Annotated in this window: 19 protein-coding genes; 8 read left to right on the forward strand and 11 right to left on the reverse strand. The window is 39.9% G+C overall.

Translation table 11 applies throughout. The features are described 5' to 3' along the window. The first annotated feature begins 43 nt into the window (after positions 1 to 43). Positions 44 to 553, forward strand: coding sequence for a thioredoxin domain-containing protein (locus ACN6NB_RS17285; RefSeq protein WP_144489938.1), 510 nt, complete (start codon positions 44 to 46; stop codon positions 551 to 553). A gap of 46 nt (positions 554 to 599) precedes the next feature. Here ACN6NB_RS17285 and ACN6NB_RS17290 read toward each other — a convergent pair whose 3' ends face one another. Further along, a complete protein-coding gene (locus ACN6NB_RS17290) occupies positions 600 to 995 on the reverse strand; it encodes a hypothetical protein (protein WP_144489936.1) in 396 nt (131 codons plus the stop codon). A gap of 525 nt (positions 996 to 1520) precedes the next feature. On the opposite strand from ACN6NB_RS17290, the gene ACN6NB_RS17295 reads away from it, so the two are divergent. The 4 genes from ACN6NB_RS17295 to rpsN all read left to right on the forward strand — a co-directional run bounded on the left by ACN6NB_RS17295 (position 1521) and on the right by rpsN (position 3802). Beyond that, the gene (locus tag ACN6NB_RS17295; RefSeq protein WP_039182073.1) at positions 1521 to 1943 is read left to right on the forward strand and encodes a DUF5362 family protein; all 423 of its coding nucleotides are present in this window, start codon (positions 1521 to 1523) and stop codon (positions 1941 to 1943) included. Positions 1944 to 2087: 144 nt separating this feature from the next. Then, complete coding sequence (rpmG, locus tag ACN6NB_RS17300; RefSeq protein WP_003214771.1) at positions 2088 to 2237, forward strand: 50S ribosomal protein L33; 150 nt, start codon at positions 2088 to 2090, stop codon at positions 2235 to 2237. Positions 2238 to 2319: 82 nt separating this feature from the next. Further along, entirely contained in the window at positions 2320 to 3516 is a 1197-nt protein-coding gene (locus ACN6NB_RS17305; protein WP_047202541.1) for a GTP-binding protein, read from the forward strand. A gap of 16 nt (positions 3517 to 3532) precedes the next feature. Beyond that, a complete protein-coding gene (gene rpsN / locus ACN6NB_RS17310; RefSeq protein WP_107162945.1) occupies positions 3533 to 3802 on the forward strand; it encodes a 30S ribosomal protein S14 in 270 nt (89 codons plus the stop codon). Positions 3803 to 4056: 254 nt separating this feature from the next. Here rpsN and moaA read toward each other — a convergent pair whose 3' ends face one another. Further along, the gene (moaA, locus tag ACN6NB_RS17315; RefSeq protein WP_144489934.1) at positions 4057 to 5064 is read right to left on the reverse strand and encodes a GTP 3',8-cyclase MoaA; all 1008 of its coding nucleotides are present in this window, start codon (positions 5062 to 5064) and stop codon (positions 4057 to 4059) included. A gap of 10 nt (positions 5065 to 5074) precedes the next feature. Further along, on the reverse strand, positions 5075 to 5863 hold the full coding sequence (fdhD, locus tag ACN6NB_RS17320; RefSeq protein ID WP_047202543.1) for a formate dehydrogenase accessory sulfurtransferase FdhD: 789 nt from the start codon (positions 5861 to 5863) through the stop codon (positions 5075 to 5077). Positions 5864 to 5997: 134 nt separating this feature from the next. Between fdhD and ACN6NB_RS17325 the strand changes: the two genes are divergently transcribed. Both ACN6NB_RS17325 and ACN6NB_RS17330 read left to right on the forward strand, forming a co-directional pair. After that, positions 5998 to 7263, forward strand: coding sequence for an L-lactate MFS transporter (locus ACN6NB_RS17325; protein ID WP_144491575.1), 1266 nt, complete (start codon positions 5998 to 6000; stop codon positions 7261 to 7263). 82 nt (positions 7264 to 7345) lie between these two features. Beyond that, the gene (locus ACN6NB_RS17330; protein ID WP_144491576.1) at positions 7346 to 9694 is read left to right on the forward strand and encodes an FdhF/YdeP family oxidoreductase; all 2349 of its coding nucleotides are present in this window, start codon (positions 7346 to 7348) and stop codon (positions 9692 to 9694) included. A gap of 50 nt (positions 9695 to 9744) precedes the next feature. On the opposite strand, the gene ACN6NB_RS17335 is transcribed toward ACN6NB_RS17330, so the two are convergent. From ACN6NB_RS17335 to ACN6NB_RS17360, 6 genes are all read right to left on the reverse strand, one after another. After that, entirely contained in the window at positions 9745 to 10422 is a 678-nt protein-coding gene (locus ACN6NB_RS17335; protein ID WP_144491577.1) for a VWA domain-containing protein, read from the reverse strand. An 83-nt stretch (positions 10423 to 10505) separates the two neighbouring features. Continuing rightward, positions 10506 to 11204: a VWA domain-containing protein gene (locus ACN6NB_RS17340; protein ID WP_039182096.1), complete on the reverse strand. Its 699-nt coding sequence runs from the start codon at positions 11202 to 11204 to the stop codon at positions 10506 to 10508. Positions 11205 to 11526: 322 nt separating this feature from the next. Beyond that, positions 11527 to 12552 (reverse strand): stage II sporulation protein D, encoded by a 1026-nt coding sequence (gene spoIID / locus ACN6NB_RS17345; RefSeq protein WP_041087858.1) that lies wholly within the window; start codon positions 12550 to 12552, stop codon positions 11527 to 11529. Between the two features lie 256 nt (positions 12553 to 12808). Beyond that, a complete protein-coding gene (gene murA, locus ACN6NB_RS17350; protein WP_024423722.1) occupies positions 12809 to 14116 on the reverse strand; it encodes a UDP-N-acetylglucosamine 1-carboxyvinyltransferase in 1308 nt (435 codons plus the stop codon). A gap of 32 nt (positions 14117 to 14148) precedes the next feature. Further along, the gene (locus ACN6NB_RS17355; RefSeq protein ID WP_126682413.1) at positions 14149 to 14883 is read right to left on the reverse strand and encodes a YwmB family TATA-box binding protein; all 735 of its coding nucleotides are present in this window, start codon (positions 14881 to 14883) and stop codon (positions 14149 to 14151) included. 129 nt (positions 14884 to 15012) lie between these two features. Next, a complete protein-coding gene (locus ACN6NB_RS17360) occupies positions 15013 to 15243 on the reverse strand; it encodes a DUF1146 family protein (RefSeq protein WP_024423724.1) in 231 nt (76 codons plus the stop codon). Between the two features lie 170 nt (positions 15244 to 15413). Here ACN6NB_RS17360 and ACN6NB_RS17365 point away from each other — a divergent pair, with 170 nt between their 5' ends. After that, the gene (locus tag ACN6NB_RS17365; protein WP_144491578.1) at positions 15414 to 15890 is read left to right on the forward strand and encodes a hypothetical protein; all 477 of its coding nucleotides are present in this window, start codon (positions 15414 to 15416) and stop codon (positions 15888 to 15890) included. 42 nt (positions 15891 to 15932) lie between these two features. Here the strand turns inward: ACN6NB_RS17365 and ACN6NB_RS17370 are convergent, their stop codons facing one another. Together ACN6NB_RS17370 and atpD are read right to left on the reverse strand one after the other, a co-directional pair. Continuing rightward, entirely contained in the window at positions 15933 to 16328 is a 396-nt protein-coding gene (locus tag ACN6NB_RS17370) for a F0F1 ATP synthase subunit epsilon (protein ID WP_003214592.1), read from the reverse strand. Between the two features lie 24 nt (positions 16329 to 16352). Continuing rightward, the gene (gene atpD, locus ACN6NB_RS17375; RefSeq protein ID WP_008354929.1) at positions 16353 to 17774 is read right to left on the reverse strand and encodes a F0F1 ATP synthase subunit beta; all 1422 of its coding nucleotides are present in this window, start codon (positions 17772 to 17774) and stop codon (positions 16353 to 16355) included. Positions 17775 to 17798: the final 24 nt, after the last annotated feature.

Below are 17798 nucleotides of genomic sequence, written 5' to 3' on the forward strand. Positions count from 1 at the left end.
TATGATAGCTTTGCGTAACTTCACTCTGAGAGGACGATATACGATGAATGCAATCTTACTTTTACAGCTCACTCTTATTCTTTGCAGCCTATTATTAACGATCGGAGTCATCATCTATTTAAAACAACAAATGGAACTGATCATTTTACCGATACAGCATGTTGGACAAAAACTAGTGCATCCGCTGCTTGATAAACCATCACCTATTCCAGTGAATGATTTACTGCAAACCAACAGTAAGCAGCAGCTGCTTATTTTCACTGATACATCATGTCCGCATTGCATTCCATCACTTGAACAATTTCTAGAAACGAAAAAGCAGCGTAAATTAGACGTTTCATTTAGTATTTTGCTAAAGAATGGGCAAAAAGAGGATCAAGAATTATATCGTGATAATAAAACCAACATGCGAATTATCCCAGTGGACGAACAAATGATAGACACATTCCAAATTGAAGAATTTCCGTATTACATCATGGTAGAAGAAGATGAAATCATCTCATATGCAGCACCTTTTCCGGATGGTCTTTATTCAAGGATATCTGCAAAATAAAGATAAATGAGGCATGTGAAGAATATCAAACACATGCCTCATTTTTTTATTGTGGATCTGAGTGAACATCTAGATCTTTTTCCCCTGCAGCAGCTTCTCTTGCTTCATCTGAAGCCTGTTCCTCGGCTTGTTCAAACTCACTCCGTGCCTCATTTGAAATGTCTACTTGGTCACCATGCTGATTCACAGTAACAGACGAAGAAGACGTCTCTTTTTGAGCCTCTTTCTCTAGTTCCTTTAATTTAGAAACATGAAGTTCCAAATCTTTACCTTGCTGAACTAAAGTAAGTTGTTGAAATAATGCCTTTCTCTCTTCTGGAGAATGGTCACCTTGAACAATTTGAGCCGCTTGGGTTAAAAAAGAATTTGATGATTGACCCGCTTGACGCCTATTTGACGTCTGCATAGCATTTGTTAAGAATGAAATTGAAGATATGCTCATGCGTTCACATCCTATTAAATAAGATCCTTAAATTTAGCAGCCACATCTAACGCGTTCTTGACTAGTACAAATCTCACCTGTGTCACGATCCACGTAGTAACGGAAAGTTCCAACACCTTGAAGGAAACAAGTCGGTGCTGATTTACATGAAGTGACTAATTTTTGCAAAATACATCTTGCAGCTGCAGGTTGAACATTGGTCATTTTGTTTAAGAAACGATCTAACATATGAATTCCACCTTCCAATTTTTATGGTAATACAACACAATAATAACCAATTACAAGACAACTAACAACATATTTTGATAAATTTACTAATTATTTTTTACTATCAATCTTGTTTATGACATAATTTATCGATAATTTTAATAGTAAATGTTACTTTTTTCTTATTTGGAAATAATTTATTTATCCATAAATAGTGAGGTGAAGATAGAAACATTTTCATTAATCAACATTCACTCTTCCTAAAGCACTACTTACTCAAGTATGATAAAGAGTGAATACATAAAGGAGTGAACACCAATGCAACAAACTGAGAAAATCATTCAATCTCTTCATTCAATCGTAAAGTGGGGAAAGGTTGGTAGTATCTTTCTCTATATTTCAGGCGGTCTGGCTATTCTTATTGGTTTTTGGCTTGTTCTTCCTGCAGCCCTTGGCGTCTTCCTCATTATGATGGGAATCCATGTACAAAAATCTGTAAAAGCAGCTGAACAATTGATTCAGGCTCCTGATACTTCTTACGAAGAATTATTAGAACAATACGCTAAGATGATGAAAATGCAGACACTGTTTGCCATTTCAAGTATTGCCGCAGTTATTCTTTCATTCATTGCCATTGTTTTGATGCTTATACTAGGCGGGTTAGCCTTCCTCCAAGAAATTCCTTATGATGTCCAGCAATATGAAGGTGATTACGAACAAGAACTCGGTGACTTTTATTAATGGAGTGGGGTATCAATGGTCGTTCGATACCCCTTTTGTTTTTATCATTTGGATTGGATTATCCTCCTATGCTTGACATTCAGTTTTGTTCATTTTAAAATACAAATCGTAACTATTACGAATTAAAGGAGGACCCTATTACTTATGCGCGTGAAAATTACGTTGGCCTGTACTGAAACAGGTGACAGAAACTACATCACAACAAAAAATAAAAGAACGAATCCCGACCGATTGGAGTTAAAAAAATATTCTCCTCGATTAAAGAAATATACCCTTCATAGAGAAACAAAATAAATTTTTTAGATTATAAATCGTAATGATTACTTTTTAAGTGAGGCGGAAAACAAAATGATCGTTTTCAAAAGGACAAAAACAAATGAATAAGCGTATACCTGTTACAGTATTAAGCGGCTTTTTAGGAGCAGGAAAAACAACGATATTAAATCATGTTCTTCAAAATCGCAAAGGATTAAAAGTGGCTGTGATCGTCAATGACATGAGCGAAATTAATATTGATGCAGAACTAGTCAAACAAGGCGGTGAGCTTTCTCGATCAGATGAGAAACTAGTTGAATTATCTAACGGTTGTATTTGCTGCACTTTGCGAGAAGACTTGTTAATTGAAGTAGAACGCCTTTGTAAGGCAGGTAATATCGATTATATTGTCATTGAATCAACTGGAATTAGTGAACCAATTCCCGTCGCTCAAACGTTTTCTTATATTGATGAAGAAATGGGCATAGATTTGACCCGCTTTTGCCGTCTAGATACGATGGTCACAGTAGTAGATGCAAATCGCTTCTGGACTGATTTCCAGTCAGGAGAGAGTTTATTAGATCGTAAAGAAGCGGTTTCCGATGACGACGAACGAGAAATTTCAGATTTACTCATTGATCAAATTGAATTTTGTGACGTGCTCATTATCAATAAATGTGATCTAGTATCGCCCTCAGAGTTAGATCGACTTGAGCATGTTCTGAACAAACTACAACCAGAAGCATCTATCATCAGAACCTCACAAGGTAAAGTACAGCCAGATGACATTTTGAATACTGGTTTATTCGACTTTGAAAAATCAAGCGCTTCTGCTGGATGGATCAAAGAGATTAACGCAGGACATGCTCAGCATACGCCAGAAACAGAAGAATACCAAATTTCATCCTTTGTTTACGAAAGAAGACTCCCTTTTCATACAGGCAGGCTGAATAATTGGTTAGATCAGATGCCTGAGCAAGTCGTTCGTGCGAAAGGTTTTACTTGGCTTGCCACACATCATGATTTAACCATTTTAATTTCACAAGCTGGAAAATCTGTTGCGATTGAACCAATTGCATACTGGATTGCTGCTTTGCCTGAGCAAGAAAAAACACGGATATTAAATCAGGAACCAGAGCTTCTAGATGAGTGGGATGCAGAGTTTGGTGATCGTCATACAAAACTTGTGTTTATCGGTGTGGATTTGCCTAAAGCAGAAATTATTCGCACTCTTGATCAATGCTTGCTCACACCTGAGGAATTTGATCAAGATTGGACTACATTTGAGGATCCCTTTCAATGGAAAATACAAAATTAGGCCAGGAGGGTTTTAATTGGCAAAGAAATCTAAGATTGCTAAAGAAAGAAAACGACAGCAGCTTGTATTGAAATATGCAGAATTAAGGAAAGAGTTAAAAGAAAAAGGTGACTATGAAGCTTTACGGAAATTACCTAGAGACTCTTCCCCTACCCGCTTAAAAAATCGCTGTGAATTAACCGGCCGTCCAAGAGGTTACTTAAGGAAATTCAAAATGTCTAGGATTGCTTTTCGTGAGCTTGCCTATAAGGGTCATATCCCTGGGGTGAAAAAATCGAGCTGGTAAAGAATGATTTGATCTTATCACAGCACTCGGAAAAGTAAAGCGGCACAAAACAATGAAAAATCTATTTTCAAGTCTTATCTCATGCTTTTTGAAGTTCAAAATAGGCATTTAAAAACCAGCAGAATCTCTGCTGGTTTTTTATACTGAATGAGTTCATAAGATAAAATAACCTTTTCTCAAAAAAGGATTTTCAACAATGATTATGCCAATTTTCCTTCTTTTCAAAAATACCTGATCATGATACTTTGTTGTCATTATCCACCGATATATGACATTTCAACCTTTTTCTGATCTTTTTTCTGCTCTCTCTCAGCTGAATATTGATCATGTCTATTCGACCATAGTTCCTTTAACAAGTTTGCTAACTCTTCATTATCTTTTGTCGTACGAATCATCCGTTTCAGATCAAAACCCGATGATGCAAACAGACATGTAAACAATTCCCCGCGTGCAGATAGCCTTGCTCTGTTACATGTTCCGCAAAAAGCATCTGAAACGGAAGAAATAATGCCTATCTCTCCTGAACCATCTTTGTAAAAAAATCGGTTGGCTACTTCACCTGTATATTGAGGAGGTTCAGGTTTGATAGGATATGTTGAATCAATTAATTCAATTATTTCATTCTTTGTCATGACATGTTCTAGATTCCATTTATTCGTATTACCGACATCCATAAACTCGATAAACCTGAGAACGTGTCCTTCTTTTTTAAAGTAAGCCGCCATTGGTAAGACATCCTGATCATTCACACCTTTTTGAACAACCATATTAATCTTGATAGCAAGTCCAGCCTTTTTTGCCGCCTCAATGCCATCAAACACTTTTTGGATAGAAATGTGCCTTCCGTTCATTTGCTTAAAACGATCGGGATTTAATGAATCTAAACTAATGGTGACTCTATTAAGACCAGCTCTCTTTAACTGATCAGCATATAAAGGTAAAAGCGTTCCATTGGTTGTCATCGCAATGTCTTCAATCCCTGGAATTTTTGCGAGCTTTTCTATTAAGACAGGCAGATCCTTCCGCATTAAAGGTTCCCCGCCCGTGATGCGTATTTTTACCACACCTAGATTCTTTACAAAAAGGGTAGCAAGTCGTTCAATTTCTTCGAAACTAAGCAGTTCTTCTTTTTTCAAGAAAGGATAATCTGGTCCAAAAATTTCAGCAGGCATACAGTACGTACATCTAAAGTTACAGCGATCAGTTACTGATATTCTTAAATCGCGCAATGGTCGATGTCTTTTATCTAAAATACTGTCCATACTTTGCCTCCTATTCTGTAATACGCTGAGGATGAGTGTAAATATTAAAGGATTTTCCTCTGACGAATCCAACTGTCGTAATATTTAATTCTTCTGCCATTTGAAGCGCTAGCTCAGTAGGTGCTGATTTTGAAATGACGATAGAGACTCCTAGTTTTGCTGCCTTCAATAGAACTTCTGACGATATCCGGCCGCTAAACACAAGAATTTTATCTCTAAGTGGGATTCGCTGAAGTAAACAATATCCATAAATTTTATCTAAAGCATTATGTCTTCCTATATCAGTTCTAGTGATGAATAGCTTCTCTGTGTCACACAGTCCAGCATTATGCACTCCGCCAGTATGTTGAAATAATTGACTTTCTTCTTGCAAACATTTCATGAGATGCATACAGGTTTCAGCAGAAATACTAATTCGATCAATGGCTGTTTTTGCCGTCTTCACATCTTGAAGAAAATAAAAGTGTCTTCCTTTCCCGCAGCATGAACCAATCACTCGTTTTGTAAAATCTGATGAATCAAATCCACTTGAGTGAACTAAATCAACATAGGCAAAACCCATACTTTCATCTATTGTAAACCTTTTAATCTCATTTTCAAATCGAATGACCCCTTCTGAAGCCAAAAAGCCGATAACCAATTCTTTCAGGTGCTCTGGTGAACAAACAAGTGTCACAAATTCTTCTCCATTCACCATCACAGTTAAAGGAAATTCTTCTACAATTTCATCAGATTTGCATGTAAACTGGCCTTCACGGTATTGGTGTATGACTCGTTTCTTTTTAACAGAAGGATTCATTGTATGATCTTCCTTTCAATGCAAATTTAGTTATATGATCCAATCAAATTGTGATATTATTTTAAAAAGTCATGAAAATGTAACATATTTCTATCTTATCAAACTTCTTGATTGCTTTATATGGGGGGAACAAAATGAACAAATCGAAAAATCGCTGGCTCATTGCAACAAGTGCTGTAGGAATTCATTTATCTATTGGGTCCGTTTATGCTTGGAGTGTTTTTACGAATCCTTTACATGAAGCCTTTCAGTGGTCATTAACAGAAATCAGTCTCACCTTCAGTATTGCTATTTTGTTTTTAGGTTTATCTGCTGCTTTCATGGGACATTTCGTTGAAAGGTACGGTCCAAAGGCATCGGGGCTCTTCTCAGCTATTTTCTTCGGCATCGGAATGACTGGATCAGGATTCGCTGTCCACATGTCCTCACTGCCTCTCCTCTATTTATTTTATGGTGTACTCGCTGGAATAGGTTTAGGTGTAGGCTATATTGCACCTGTATCAACTCTAGTCAAATGGTTTCCGGATCGAAGAGGGCTTGCAACCGGATTAGCCATTATGGGGTTTGGATTTGCTTCTCTTATTTGTAGCCCAATTATTCAATTTCTCATTGAAAAAGTGAATATCGCAAATACTTTTTATATTCTTGGAATCTCCTATTTTATCATCATGGTGATCTCATCTCTTTATTTATCACCACCAACACCTGATGACGTCAAGCAATTTGACGCATTCAAAACAAGGCAAAGAAAAATTCCTCAAGATTTATCACAGCTTACAGCAAATGAAGCGATCAAGACAAGACGTTTTTATTATTTGTGGCTTATGCTTTTTATTAATATCACTTGCGGAATTGCTATTATTTCAGTAGCGTCACCTCTTGCTCAAGAAAGTGTTGGGTTCACTGCAGGTGCTGCCGCTACTCTTGTGGGCATTTTAGGTGCCTTTAATGGGTTAGGACGAATTGGCTGGGCATCGTTCTCAGATTATATAGGAAGACCGAATACGTACACGATTTTTTTCAGTATCCAGCTCATTGCTTTTCCTTTACTCCCCTATTTAAAAGAACCGCTCATCTTTTCAATCGTCATGGCGATCATTTATACATGCTATGGAGGAGGATTTGCTTCAATTCCAGCCTATATTGGGGATTTGTTTGGTACAAAGCAGCTTGGTGCCATACACGGTTATATTCTGACGGCTTGGGCCGCTGCGGGTTTAGCAGGACCCCTATTTTCATCCTTCATCCGAGATATAACAGGTAATTACACACAGAGTCTTATGGTGTTCTCTGGCTTATTTTTCATCGCTTTTATCATATCACTTCTTATTCGGAAGGATATTCAGCAGCTGAGAGAAACAAGCCCACCTGCTGCTTCGTCTGTCTCAGCCCGACCTTAATTTGAATTTGACAGAATCACAATCTAAAGGTAATTTTTAGATATGAAAACGCTTTACAAAGTATTAGGAGGGTGATGAACTCATGGGGAAATCTAAACATAAGGGGCCTGTTAAACTCAATAAAAAACCCTCACCAAAGCTATGGGCCTCTTTTGCACCAATGGGGCTTGGCAAAGTGAAACCGAAACACATTCGAGATACGATGAAAGTGGCATGGGAAAACAAAGATAACCTTCCCTACGCGTACCGTATTTTAACGCAGGGCGTTTGTGACGGCTGTGCCCTTGGCGTCTCAGGACTGTATGATCAAACGCTCGCAGGACCCCATATATGCACTACAAGACTAAATGTACTTCGTCTTAACACAATGCCAGCTATTGATCCAAAATGGTTTGAAGATATTCATCAGCTAAAGCAAATGGACAGCACCTCTCTTCGCAAGCTTGGGCGAATTCCTTATCCATTGCTCCGAAAAAAAGGTGACAATGCCTTTACACGTATTTCTTGGGATAATGCACTTGATCAAATCGCAGCTAAAATTCAATCAATTGATAAACGGCAGCTTGCTTTCTATTTAACCGCCAGAGGAATTACAAATGAAGTTTATTATACCGCTGCAAAGGCAGCTCGATTTATAGGGACGAATCATATTGATAATGCTTCTCGCATTTGCCATTCACCAAGTAAAACCGCTCTTAAACGGTCCCTTGGCATCGGCGCTTCCAGCTGTAATTACAGTGATTGGATTGGAACGGATGTATTAATTTTTTGGGGATCTGTCGCAGCAAACAATCAGCCTGTTTCCACTAAATATATGTACGCTGCTAAAAAGAAAGGGACAAAAATTATCGTCATCAATCCATATAAAGAGCCTGCCATGGAAAAGTACTGGGTTCCTTCTATTCCAGAGAGTGCTTTATTCGGGACAAAAATTGCGGATGATTTTTACCAAGTCAATATAGGCGGAGATATTGCGTTTATGAACGGCGTCATCAAGCATTGGTTTGACATGGAGCAGCATGCTCCCCATTCAGCTCTTGATCACGAATTTATTCAAAACCATACAACAGGCATACAGGATTTAAAACAGCATGTCGCACAGTTGAAGTGGGAGGACCTAGAAGCATCATCAGGTTTATCAAAAGAAAGAATGAAGGATTTTGCAACACTGCTTGCCAATGCTAATTCAGGTGTTTTTATTTGGAGTATGGGCCTTACTCAGCATCGCTTTGCAACTGATAATATATCACAGGTTGCCAACCTTGCCATGCTGCGAGGATTCATTGGCAGAAAACATTGTGGTGTCATGCCAATTCGGGGGCATAGCGGTGTCCAAGGTTCCGGTGAAATGGGCGCTGATCCATTCGTTTTGCCGGGTAGTGATTTTGATGAAGAGAATATTGAAAGAATCGAACAAATATGGGGATTTGACATTCCTAAATGGCATGGTGACACCATTGGGCAATCCTTTGAAAAGATGGCTCTCCCAAAAGATCATCCACAAAAACTCAAAATGCTGTTTACGAGTGGTGGAAACTTTTTAGAAACGATGCCAAATCCAGAAGCGATTGAAAAAGCATTATCTGAACTAGAACTCCGTGTCCACCAAGATATTATTCTGAATACCTCTACGCTGGTAGACGCTGAAGAGGCGGTAATTGTGCTGCCTGCTATGACAAGATATGAACAACCAGGCGGCGGCACATCAACCAGTACAGAACGCATGGTATATTTCAGTCCAGAAATTGAAGGACCTCGTATTGAGGAAGCCAGAGCTGAATGGGACATTTATGTTGATCTTGCGAAAAGGGTTCGGCCAGAAGATGCCGAGCTGATTCATTTTGAAACAGCTGAAGACATTCGTCGTGAGATAGCGATCGCCAATCGAAACTATGATGGCATCCAGCATTTACGTCATAAGGGAGACGTTTTTCAATGGGGAGGCGCATGGCTTTGTGAAGATGGCGTATGTCCAACGCCAGACGGAAAGGGACATCTGCTTCCTGCTCAGCTCCCTCAATATCGAAAAACCGAAGGACATTTCAATATCACAACAAGAAGAGGAAAGCAATTCAACTCCATGATCTACAGTGAAAAGGATGCCTTTAATGGTGGAAAACGTCATTCTATCCTAATGAATGAAGAAGATGCAAAGGAGCTTTATGTTCAAGAAGGTGATCCAGTTGTTCTCTTTAATCAATATGGATCCTATCAAGGAGTGGCTCAATTCGGAGAGTTGAGACGTGGCAATATCGCAGTCTATTGGCCAGAAGGGAACGTTTTAATTCCTAAAGGTGTGTATGAGAGTTACTCTCAGATTCCCGAGTATAATACGGCTGCCATATTAGAAAAAGCCGAAACCTTCCATGCAAGAAAGGATCAGCATTACGTGGAGAAACGAATTGATGAATTAGAAACGACTTTGAATTAATCGTCAACTTAAAAACAGCTGGGGTTGTTTCCCCAGCTGCCATTCACTCTCTACTGACCAAAAGCGCTCGCTTCTTGTTGAAGAATGCGGTTCAATTCTTCGGCATTTGCAGCCGGTTGATAATGTCCTCCACCCGCTTTTGCAACAGATTTTAAACTTTTTGCTTCTTTTTCATTTACGTCGAAGCCAATGATATTGACGATTGTATCTATTCCTTCTTCATGTAATTCCTTTGCTGCTTGTGAAGGGCTTCCACCACAAGTTTCTTCACCATCACTGACAACATAAACAATATTTTTCCCTTCAGCCTGGTGATCTTCAAAATCTTGTTTCGTATCAGTTAATGCTTTTGCAAGTGGTGTCCAGCCGGTTGGCTTATACACATTTAGTGCTTGCTTAAATGTTGATGGCTCATATGATCCAAATCCGTAAACAGCTTCAGAACTTGAACAAGAAACGGCTTTCCCTGCATTTTTATTGGTTCCTTCATGACCAAACACACGAAGCAGAACTTGTGTATCTTCTGATAAAATGCCCGCAAAGCTTTGAATAGACCGTTTGGCGATATCGATTTTCTTTTCACCTTCAACTGATTGTGCCATGCTACCGCTTAAATCGAGTAATATCACCACATGAGCAGGCGGCTCTTGTTTTGTTACAGCATGAGCTGGTGAAGAAAGAAGCAGGACAAGACTAGCCAAAATGGTTAATATGATATTTCTTTTCATCAATAAAAACCTCCATTTTTTACTTTTGTACAGAAAAAGAGAAACGAAAGCATGAATCAATCGTTTCCCTTTTGTTCAGCAAGTTATTCGTGTAGTTTTAATGATTCTGCTGATAAGATAGAACCCATTTCTTTACCAGTGCTTGCTTGGTAGTAATGGCCTTTACCAGCTTTGGCTACTTGCTTCAATTGACCTTCATAGCCATCGTTAAAGTCTAACCCGATCACATTTACAACAGTTGATCCTTTTGAGTTATGCAATTCTTTTGCTACTTTTACTGGATCTCCGCCACAAGTTTCTTCACCATCAGTGATTAAGTACACAATATGCTTTGTTCCTTCAGTAAGCTGCTCATCCGCTTGCTTTGCATTTTCAAGTGCACGTGCAATTGGTGTCCAGCCATTTGGTCCAAGTCCGTTTAAAGAGTTTTCAAAGCTGTCTTTTTCATAAGGCTGTACGCCGTAAACGCCTCTAATGACTTCACATGATTGAGCTTTACCTGAATTTTTGTTGTTTCCTTCAGAACCAAACAAGCTCATACGAATTTTAGCGTCTTTTGGAAGTGACTGGGCAAATTTAAATACCTCTTGTTTGGCGAGATCAAATTTGCGCTCTCCCTCAACTTTTCTTGCCATGCTTCCACTTGCATCAAGCAAGATTGTGACTCTTACATCTTTATTATGTTTTTTGACTGTAGATGCTTCTGCAAATACTGGTGAAGAGATTGACATAGATAATGTCAATACAGCTAAGGTTACGAGTGAGAATACTTTTTTCAACATAATTTTCCTTCCTCCTTATGTATTTAATTGAAACATCTTAATCGTAAAATATTCTGTCTTGGAATGGTATAGGACTCGGTCCCTTTTTCTCTTTCATCAAAATCACTAAAATTCTGTCAGATGTCTAGATATTTTCACCTAACAGACCCTTTATCCTCTCGATTTCTCCTCCTTTTGAGGGGCTTTGTATCGGCCATCAGTTCTTATCGGGACATAAATGTTTAAGTTTTCCTTCGGTGCGCCTTAAGTCGCAATTTGTCACATTCTGTTCAAACCTCTTTGACCACACAAAAAAATGCCCCATTTCTGAGGCACCTTTGCTTTATTTTTTAGCCATATACGTGTTGAGAAAACGATCGGCTGATTCGATTTGAATTCCTTTATAATAATGTTTCACGATGGCATCTACTTTTTTTCCAGCCTGCGCCATATAATGCGCACCATATTGACTCATGCCTACACCATGACCATATCCTTTTGTTGTAATGACAATCTGCTGGCCCTGGCGTTCCCATGTGAAGTCCGCTGAATGAAGGCCTAGTGATTCTCGAATGTCTCGTCCTGACAGTGTTTTACCGTTGATCACGGCTTTCGCTACTTGGTTTCCTGGTGTCCGTTCTACTATCTGTCCGACCTGAGCCTGCTGAGTGAGCGTCACACCTAATTTTTGCTGAAATTCACTTACCGAGATGGTTTTCTTGTTTTGAAATTTTGGCGATTTTTCGTCCCATTTACTTGAGACACTTTTCAAATAAGGGATTTCGTTTTTCCAATAGGCTTCGGCATTTTCCGTTTTTCCGTTACTTGTTGAAAAGAATGAAGCATCAATTGGTTTCTCGTCATAAGTCAGCACTTTTCCTTGTGTGCTGGCAACAGCTTCCGTGACCTTTTTTAATTTCCAATTGTACGCTTTCCCCCAAATTTTCTTGAGTTCCTGTTTGTTTTTGTACACCTGGAACATTTGGGTATCATCTACAAGAGAGCCCTTAGGTGATTTGACGGTCTTATCACTGATCATTTGTCTGACGATATACGTTCTTGCTGCGAGCGCCTGTGCCTTGAGTGCTTCCATTTCAAAATCAGCTGGCATTTCAGATGCTACGACACCGATCACATACTCTTCTAAGGGGATGTTTTCTACCTGCTGATGAGCAGAGCGATAGACGGGGATAGCGACGGGTGATTGCTTCAATTTGACTGAACCCTTCACTTCTTTTTTAACTGATGGTTCCGCTGCTACGTGCTGGCTGGCCGCCGGCTTCCCTTGGAATGTCGGCAACACAAGTAATGTTGGAATCATTAAAATGATGATGCATATTCCTGCGATTGTCCATATCATTGGTTTCATATTTGGCTGCCCCCATTTGTCATTGAATCTCTTTTATCCTATGGGCAGGGACAAGCTAATATGACAGCTTCTTTCTTTTAGTGGACAAGTCTTTTATGAAGGTATGAGGCTGTTCTTCAATTGGATTTTACTGTTCGTCTGTATGAATAAAATTTAAGATGGTTGGATACACTAATGATAAGCTTCGTGAAATGAGGCATTCTATGAATCTAAAAAAAAATCAGCATGCCCAATGGACACACTGATTTCTTTATGATTACGCGTTCAGATCTGATACAACTTGTTCTTGTGTCACATCTGCTGATTCATCGTTTACTCTTTCAATATCTGCACCGATTGCTGCAAGCTTTTGGTGGAAGTTCACATAACCACGGTCAATATGCTTCAACTCTGTGACACGTGTATGACCTTCTGCCACTAATCCAGCAAGTACAAGTGCTGCTCCTGCTCTTAAATCAGTCGCTGCCACTTCAGCACCTTGAAGTTGAACCGGCCCATTGATAATGACAGAGCGACCCTCAATTTTAATATCGCCATTCATGCGGCGGAATTCTTCAGCATGCATAAAGCGGTTTTCAAACACCGTTTCTGTGATCATGCTTGTTCCGTTCGCACGAAGCAATAGCGCCATCATCTGAGATTGCATATCCGTTGGGAACCCAGGATGCGGCATTGTTTTTAGATCGATTGGCTTGAGCTCAGATGGTCCAATGACTCTTAAACCTTCTTCTTCTTCAATGATCTGAATACCCATTTCTTCCATTTTGGCAACAAGTGATGTCATGTGCTCTGGCACTGCGCCTTTTACAAGAACATTTCCTTCTGTAATGGCTGCTGCCACCATGAAAGTACCTGCTTCAATTCTGTCAGGGATGATGTTGTGTTTTGCACCGTGAAGTGTTTCCACACCTTCGATTTTGATTGTACCAGTACCAGCACCGCGAACCTTACCGCCCATGGCATTGATGTAGTTTGCTAAATCAACAATTTCAGGTTCTTTTGCTACGTTTTCTAAAATTGTTGTTCCTTCCGCTAATGCTGCTGCCATGATGATGTTTTCAGTTGCCCCTACACTTGGGAAATCCAAATAGATTTTTGCACCTTTTAAACGGCCTTTTACTTCAGCCTCGATGAAACCATTACCTACTTGAATTTTAGCTCCCATTGCTTCAAAGCCTTTTAAATGCTGATCAATTGGTCTTGAACCAATTGCACAGCCTCCAGGTAATGCAACTCTTGCATGACCTGTTCTTGCTAAAAGTGGTCCCATGACAAGCACGGATGCTCGCATTTTACGGACATACTCAAACGGAGCCTCAGTTTCTAGTGCATGAGATGCATCAACTGATACTTCGTTATTTTCAAAATGTACTTCTGCTCCTAAATGACGTAACACTTCATTGATTGTATATACATCGGAGAGCGTAGGTACATCACAAATTACGCTTTTTTCTGTACTTGCTAACAAAGATGCAGCGATAACTGGTAAAACGGCATTTTTTGCGCCTTCTACTTTAACTGTGCCGTTTAACTTTTGACCGCCGCGGACGATGATTTTTTCCAAGGTCTTCCCCTCCGCGTCCCAAATTCTCTATATTAATATTCAGTCGTTACGATTGGTGTGCCAACCGTAATCGTATGATTTTCGTTCATTTCCGAACTTCTGATGGCAATTTGAACATTCATTTTATCATTTGAAGTCATAATGAACTGTTCCCACTTCTCTGTGTAAGCGGAAAGCGACACAAAATTAGACTCAACGAGATACTCAACTGGTTTTGCTTGAAATTCATTTGCTAACGTTTCAGCTTTTTTTTGCAAAACAACATCCATCATACCATTTACATGACCATCGAGACAAGTAAAAATTACAATTTTCTCTTGTAATATGCTTTTTGCATGACGTACGAACTGATCATATGTATGCTCCCAGGTATTCAGTGGGCGAGCACCTTTTTGCTCATATAATAAATACGACTTTTGATTTGATTTTGTGTCGGTCTTCACGAGTAAAATTTTCGATTCTGTATCATTTTTTTCATCTTTGTAAATTCCTGTGACTTTGGTGACATGTTGTTCTTTTTTTTCGGTCCACTCATACTGTCGTAGTTCGTCTTTCAAACGTTTCACTTTTTTTGAAAATTGTTCGGATGAAATATCTACATTTGTTTTGGCATGAAGGGTCCATCCATCGACTTCGATTTGCTGGTTTTTCAAACCTTCTGCTATTTGAGCGAGCGGAGAAGATTCTTCCGCACGAACACCTTGAATCATCAGAACAAAAAAAAGAATAAACGCAAATAATGGCCAACCTTTCAAATACTTTTTCACCTGTCATTCCCCCTTGCTACAAGTGTTGCCGCAAGGAGGTCAATGCATACGTGGAAAAGTCAACAAAAGGCGCGCCTTTTGACCCTTCTTTTTACGTTCCCGCAGAAGGCCGTGACCAAACCTTTTATGTTAGAACATATAAGGAATTTGTCTGGAGAAATTTAAGTAATCAAGGAAGAAATTACTGACCGCAGATGCGATGGCAATGGTAATGAGCATCATTAGCAGCCTTGCTTGAACGATTTTCCCTTTTTTAATGAGTGGATCAATATTTACAGCAAGCAGTGCCCACCATGTAACCGCGATAAAAAATAGGTGAATCACAATGCCCACGATTGCTTGTTGTCCTACGTCTTCCATACAATTGAATCCTCCTTTTATTTATTTCTGTAAAGGAAAACTCCCTTTCATTATATCCTCGAAAATCGGAAAGATGAATCATTTGGAAAAAAGAGCTACATTTAGTGTGAATCCCCTCTTATCCTGATCCCAAGGAGATGATATACTGCGTGTGGAAGGAGCTGAACACATTGAAAGATTCTTTTCCTGACTTTGTTGATTTGTACGGAGATTTGGTTCCCTCATTTGATCATGAATGGGAGGCCATTGCTTTCTACTTTGATTATAGACAGACACAGCTAGAAGAATTAGCACAATTGTGTCATTTTCATAACATTTCTTTGGATTACTCTGAGGAAAGCCTGTATCAGTTAGAATCACTATACTTTGATGCATTGACCAAGCAGCTGTTCGCTGAGTGGAAAATGCCAATAGATGCATTAGAAGCGATGATGAGTGTGTATTTAGGAGAGGTTGTCATCCGTCATCATTCAGATGCTGACTGGGTAGTGCGGCCTTATATGGACTCTTCGCACCAATATACGCTTGGCTTACGCAGAAACAATAAAACATGGCATTGCAGTACGCAATTTTGCGAGCAGTTATATTTAGAAAAGCAAGCATCTCATCCTTATGTGTCGTTGTATCAATCTCTCATGTCATCCTAAAAAAAATCCTTCTTATCACAGTGATAAGAAGGATTTTCTGTTTTATTTCCCTGCTACATTTAAACGGTTTAACGCCCGTTTTAATGCGAGTTCCGCCCGGCGTACATCACTTTCATTCGGGTGGTTCAAATGCTCTTCAGCACGCTGTTTCGCTGATTTAGCGCGATCAACATCAACTTTGTCTGATGTTTCAGCGGCCTGAGCAAGAATCGTTACTTGTTCAGGGCGGACTTCAACAAATCCGCCACTTACTGCAACCAATTCAGTTGATCCACTATGTTTTAAGCGAACTGCACCGATTTTTAGCGGAGCAACCATTGGAACGTGGCCAGCTAAAATACCAAGCTCACCGCTTTCTGCTCTTACACTGACCATTTCCACATCCGCTTGATACACTGGGCCGTCGGGAGTAACGATATTGACTTGAACGGTCTTCATGCTTTTACCCTCCTAAGGACCAGATTAGGCCTCTACACCCATCTCTTTGGCTTTTTCAACCACTTCTTCAATGCGTCCAACTAAGCGGAATGCATCTTCTGGAAGGTGATCGTATTTACCAGATAAGATTTCCTTGAAGCCTTTTACAGTTTCTTTCAATGGCACATAAGAACCCTTTTGGCCAGTGAACTGCTCCGCTACGTGGAAGTTTTGAGATAGGAAGAATTGAACACGACGCGCTCTGTGTACCACAAGCTTATCGTCCTCAGATAGTTCATCCATACCTAAAATGGCAATAATATCTTGCAGCTCTTTATAACGCTGCAATGTTTGCTGTACTTCACGCGCAATCGCATAATGCTCTTCGCCAACGATCTCAGGTGCAAGTGCACGAGATGTTGAAGCAAGAGGATCAACCGCTGGGTAAATACCCATTTCAGTCAGCTTACGCTCAAGGTTTGTCGTTGCATCAAGGTGAGCGAACGTAGTTGCTGGAGCTGGATCCGTATAGTCATCCGCAGGTACATAGATCGCTTGAATCGATGTAACAGATCCTACGTTTGTAGACGTGATACGCTCTTGCAGCTGACCCATTTCTGTTGCAAGTGTCGGCTGATAACCTACCGCTGAAGGCATACGTCCAAGAAGGGCTGAAACTTCAGAACCTGCTTGTGTAAAACGATAGATGTTATCGATGAAGAACAATACGTCTTGACCTTGTTCATCACGGAAATGCTCTGCCATTGTCAAACCAGTTAGGGCAACGCGCATACGTGCACCCGGCGGCTCGTTCATTTGGCCGAAGACCATGGCTGTTTTTTCGATAACGCCAGAATCTTTCATTTCGTAGTAAAGGTCGTTTCCTTCACGTGTACGCTCTCCAACACCAGCGAATACAGAAATACCGCCGTGTTCTTGTGCGATGTTGTTGATCAATTCTTGAATCAGAACGGTTTTACCTACACCGGCTCCACCGAATAGACCGATCTTTCCACCTTTGATGTAAGGAGCAAGCAGGTCAACAACTTTGATACCTGTTTCAAGAATTTCAACTTCTGTAGAAAGTTGATCAAAAGAAGGCGCTTGTCTGTGGATTGGATCTCTTTGAGCTTCCACACCAAGTGGCTCATCTAAGTCAATGTTATCTCCCAGTACGTTGAATACACGTCCAAGTGTTACGTTACCAACTGGTACTGAAATTGGTTTTCCAAGGTCTACAGCTTCCATACCGCGCTTCACACCGTCTGTTGATGCCATCGCGATGGTTCTCACTGTATCATCACCTAAATGTAGTGCTACTTCTAAAGTTAAGTCGATATCAACTTCACTTTCGCTTTCCGCTTTATGCGAAACTTTGATCGCATTATAAATCTCAGGCAAGTGACCGTCTTCAAAACGAACGTCTACGACTGGTCCCATGATCTGACTGATGCGTCCTGTTTTCATTGCATTCCCTCCTGACAATTATTT

The organism is Bacillus sp. 11B20 (assembly GCF_056098985.1).

Coding starts and splice junctions, on each gene's coding strand:
- ACN6NB_RS17370 (WP_003214592.1), bottom strand. CDS start 16,328: ATGAAGACCGTTCAAGTCAATATCGTTACTCCCGACGGCCCAGTGTAT.
- fdhD (WP_047202543.1), bottom strand. CDS start 5,863: ATGAATCCTTCTGTTAAAAAGAAACGAGTCATACACCAATACCGTGAA.
- moaA (WP_144489934.1), bottom strand. CDS start 5,064: ATGGACAGTATTTTAGATAAAAGACATCGACCATTGCGCGATTTAAGA.
- ACN6NB_RS17330 (WP_144491576.1), top strand. CDS start 7,346: ATGGGGAAATCTAAACATAAGGGGCCTGTTAAACTCAATAAAAAACCC.
- atpD (WP_008354929.1), bottom strand. CDS start 17,774: ATGAAAACAGGACGCATCAGTCAGATCATGGGACCAGTCGTAGACGTT.
- ACN6NB_RS17360 (WP_024423724.1), bottom strand. CDS start 15,243: ATGGAAGACGTAGGACAACAAGCAATCGTGGGCATTGTGATTCACCTA.
- ACN6NB_RS17335 (WP_144491577.1), bottom strand. CDS start 10,422: ATGAAAAGAAATATCATATTAACCATTTTGGCTAGTCTTGTCCTGCTT.
- ACN6NB_RS17290 (WP_144489936.1), bottom strand. CDS start 995: ATGAGCATATCTTCAATTTCATTCTTAACAAATGCTATGCAGACGTCA.
- ACN6NB_RS17285 (WP_144489938.1), top strand. CDS start 44: ATGAATGCAATCTTACTTTTACAGCTCACTCTTATTCTTTGCAGCCTA.
- ACN6NB_RS17305 (WP_047202541.1), top strand. CDS start 2,320: ATGAATAAGCGTATACCTGTTACAGTATTAAGCGGCTTTTTAGGAGCA.
- ACN6NB_RS17340 (WP_039182096.1), bottom strand. CDS start 11,204: ATGTTGAAAAAAGTATTCTCACTCGTAACCTTAGCTGTATTGACATTA.
- ACN6NB_RS17295 (WP_039182073.1), top strand. CDS start 1,521: ATGCAACAAACTGAGAAAATCATTCAATCTCTTCATTCAATCGTAAAG.
- rpmG (WP_003214771.1), top strand. CDS start 2,088: ATGCGCGTGAAAATTACGTTGGCCTGTACTGAAACAGGTGACAGAAAC.
- spoIID (WP_041087858.1), bottom strand. CDS start 12,552: ATGAAACCAATGATATGGACAATCGCAGGAATATGCATCATCATTTTA.
- ACN6NB_RS17325 (WP_144491575.1), top strand. CDS start 5,998: ATGAACAAATCGAAAAATCGCTGGCTCATTGCAACAAGTGCTGTAGGA.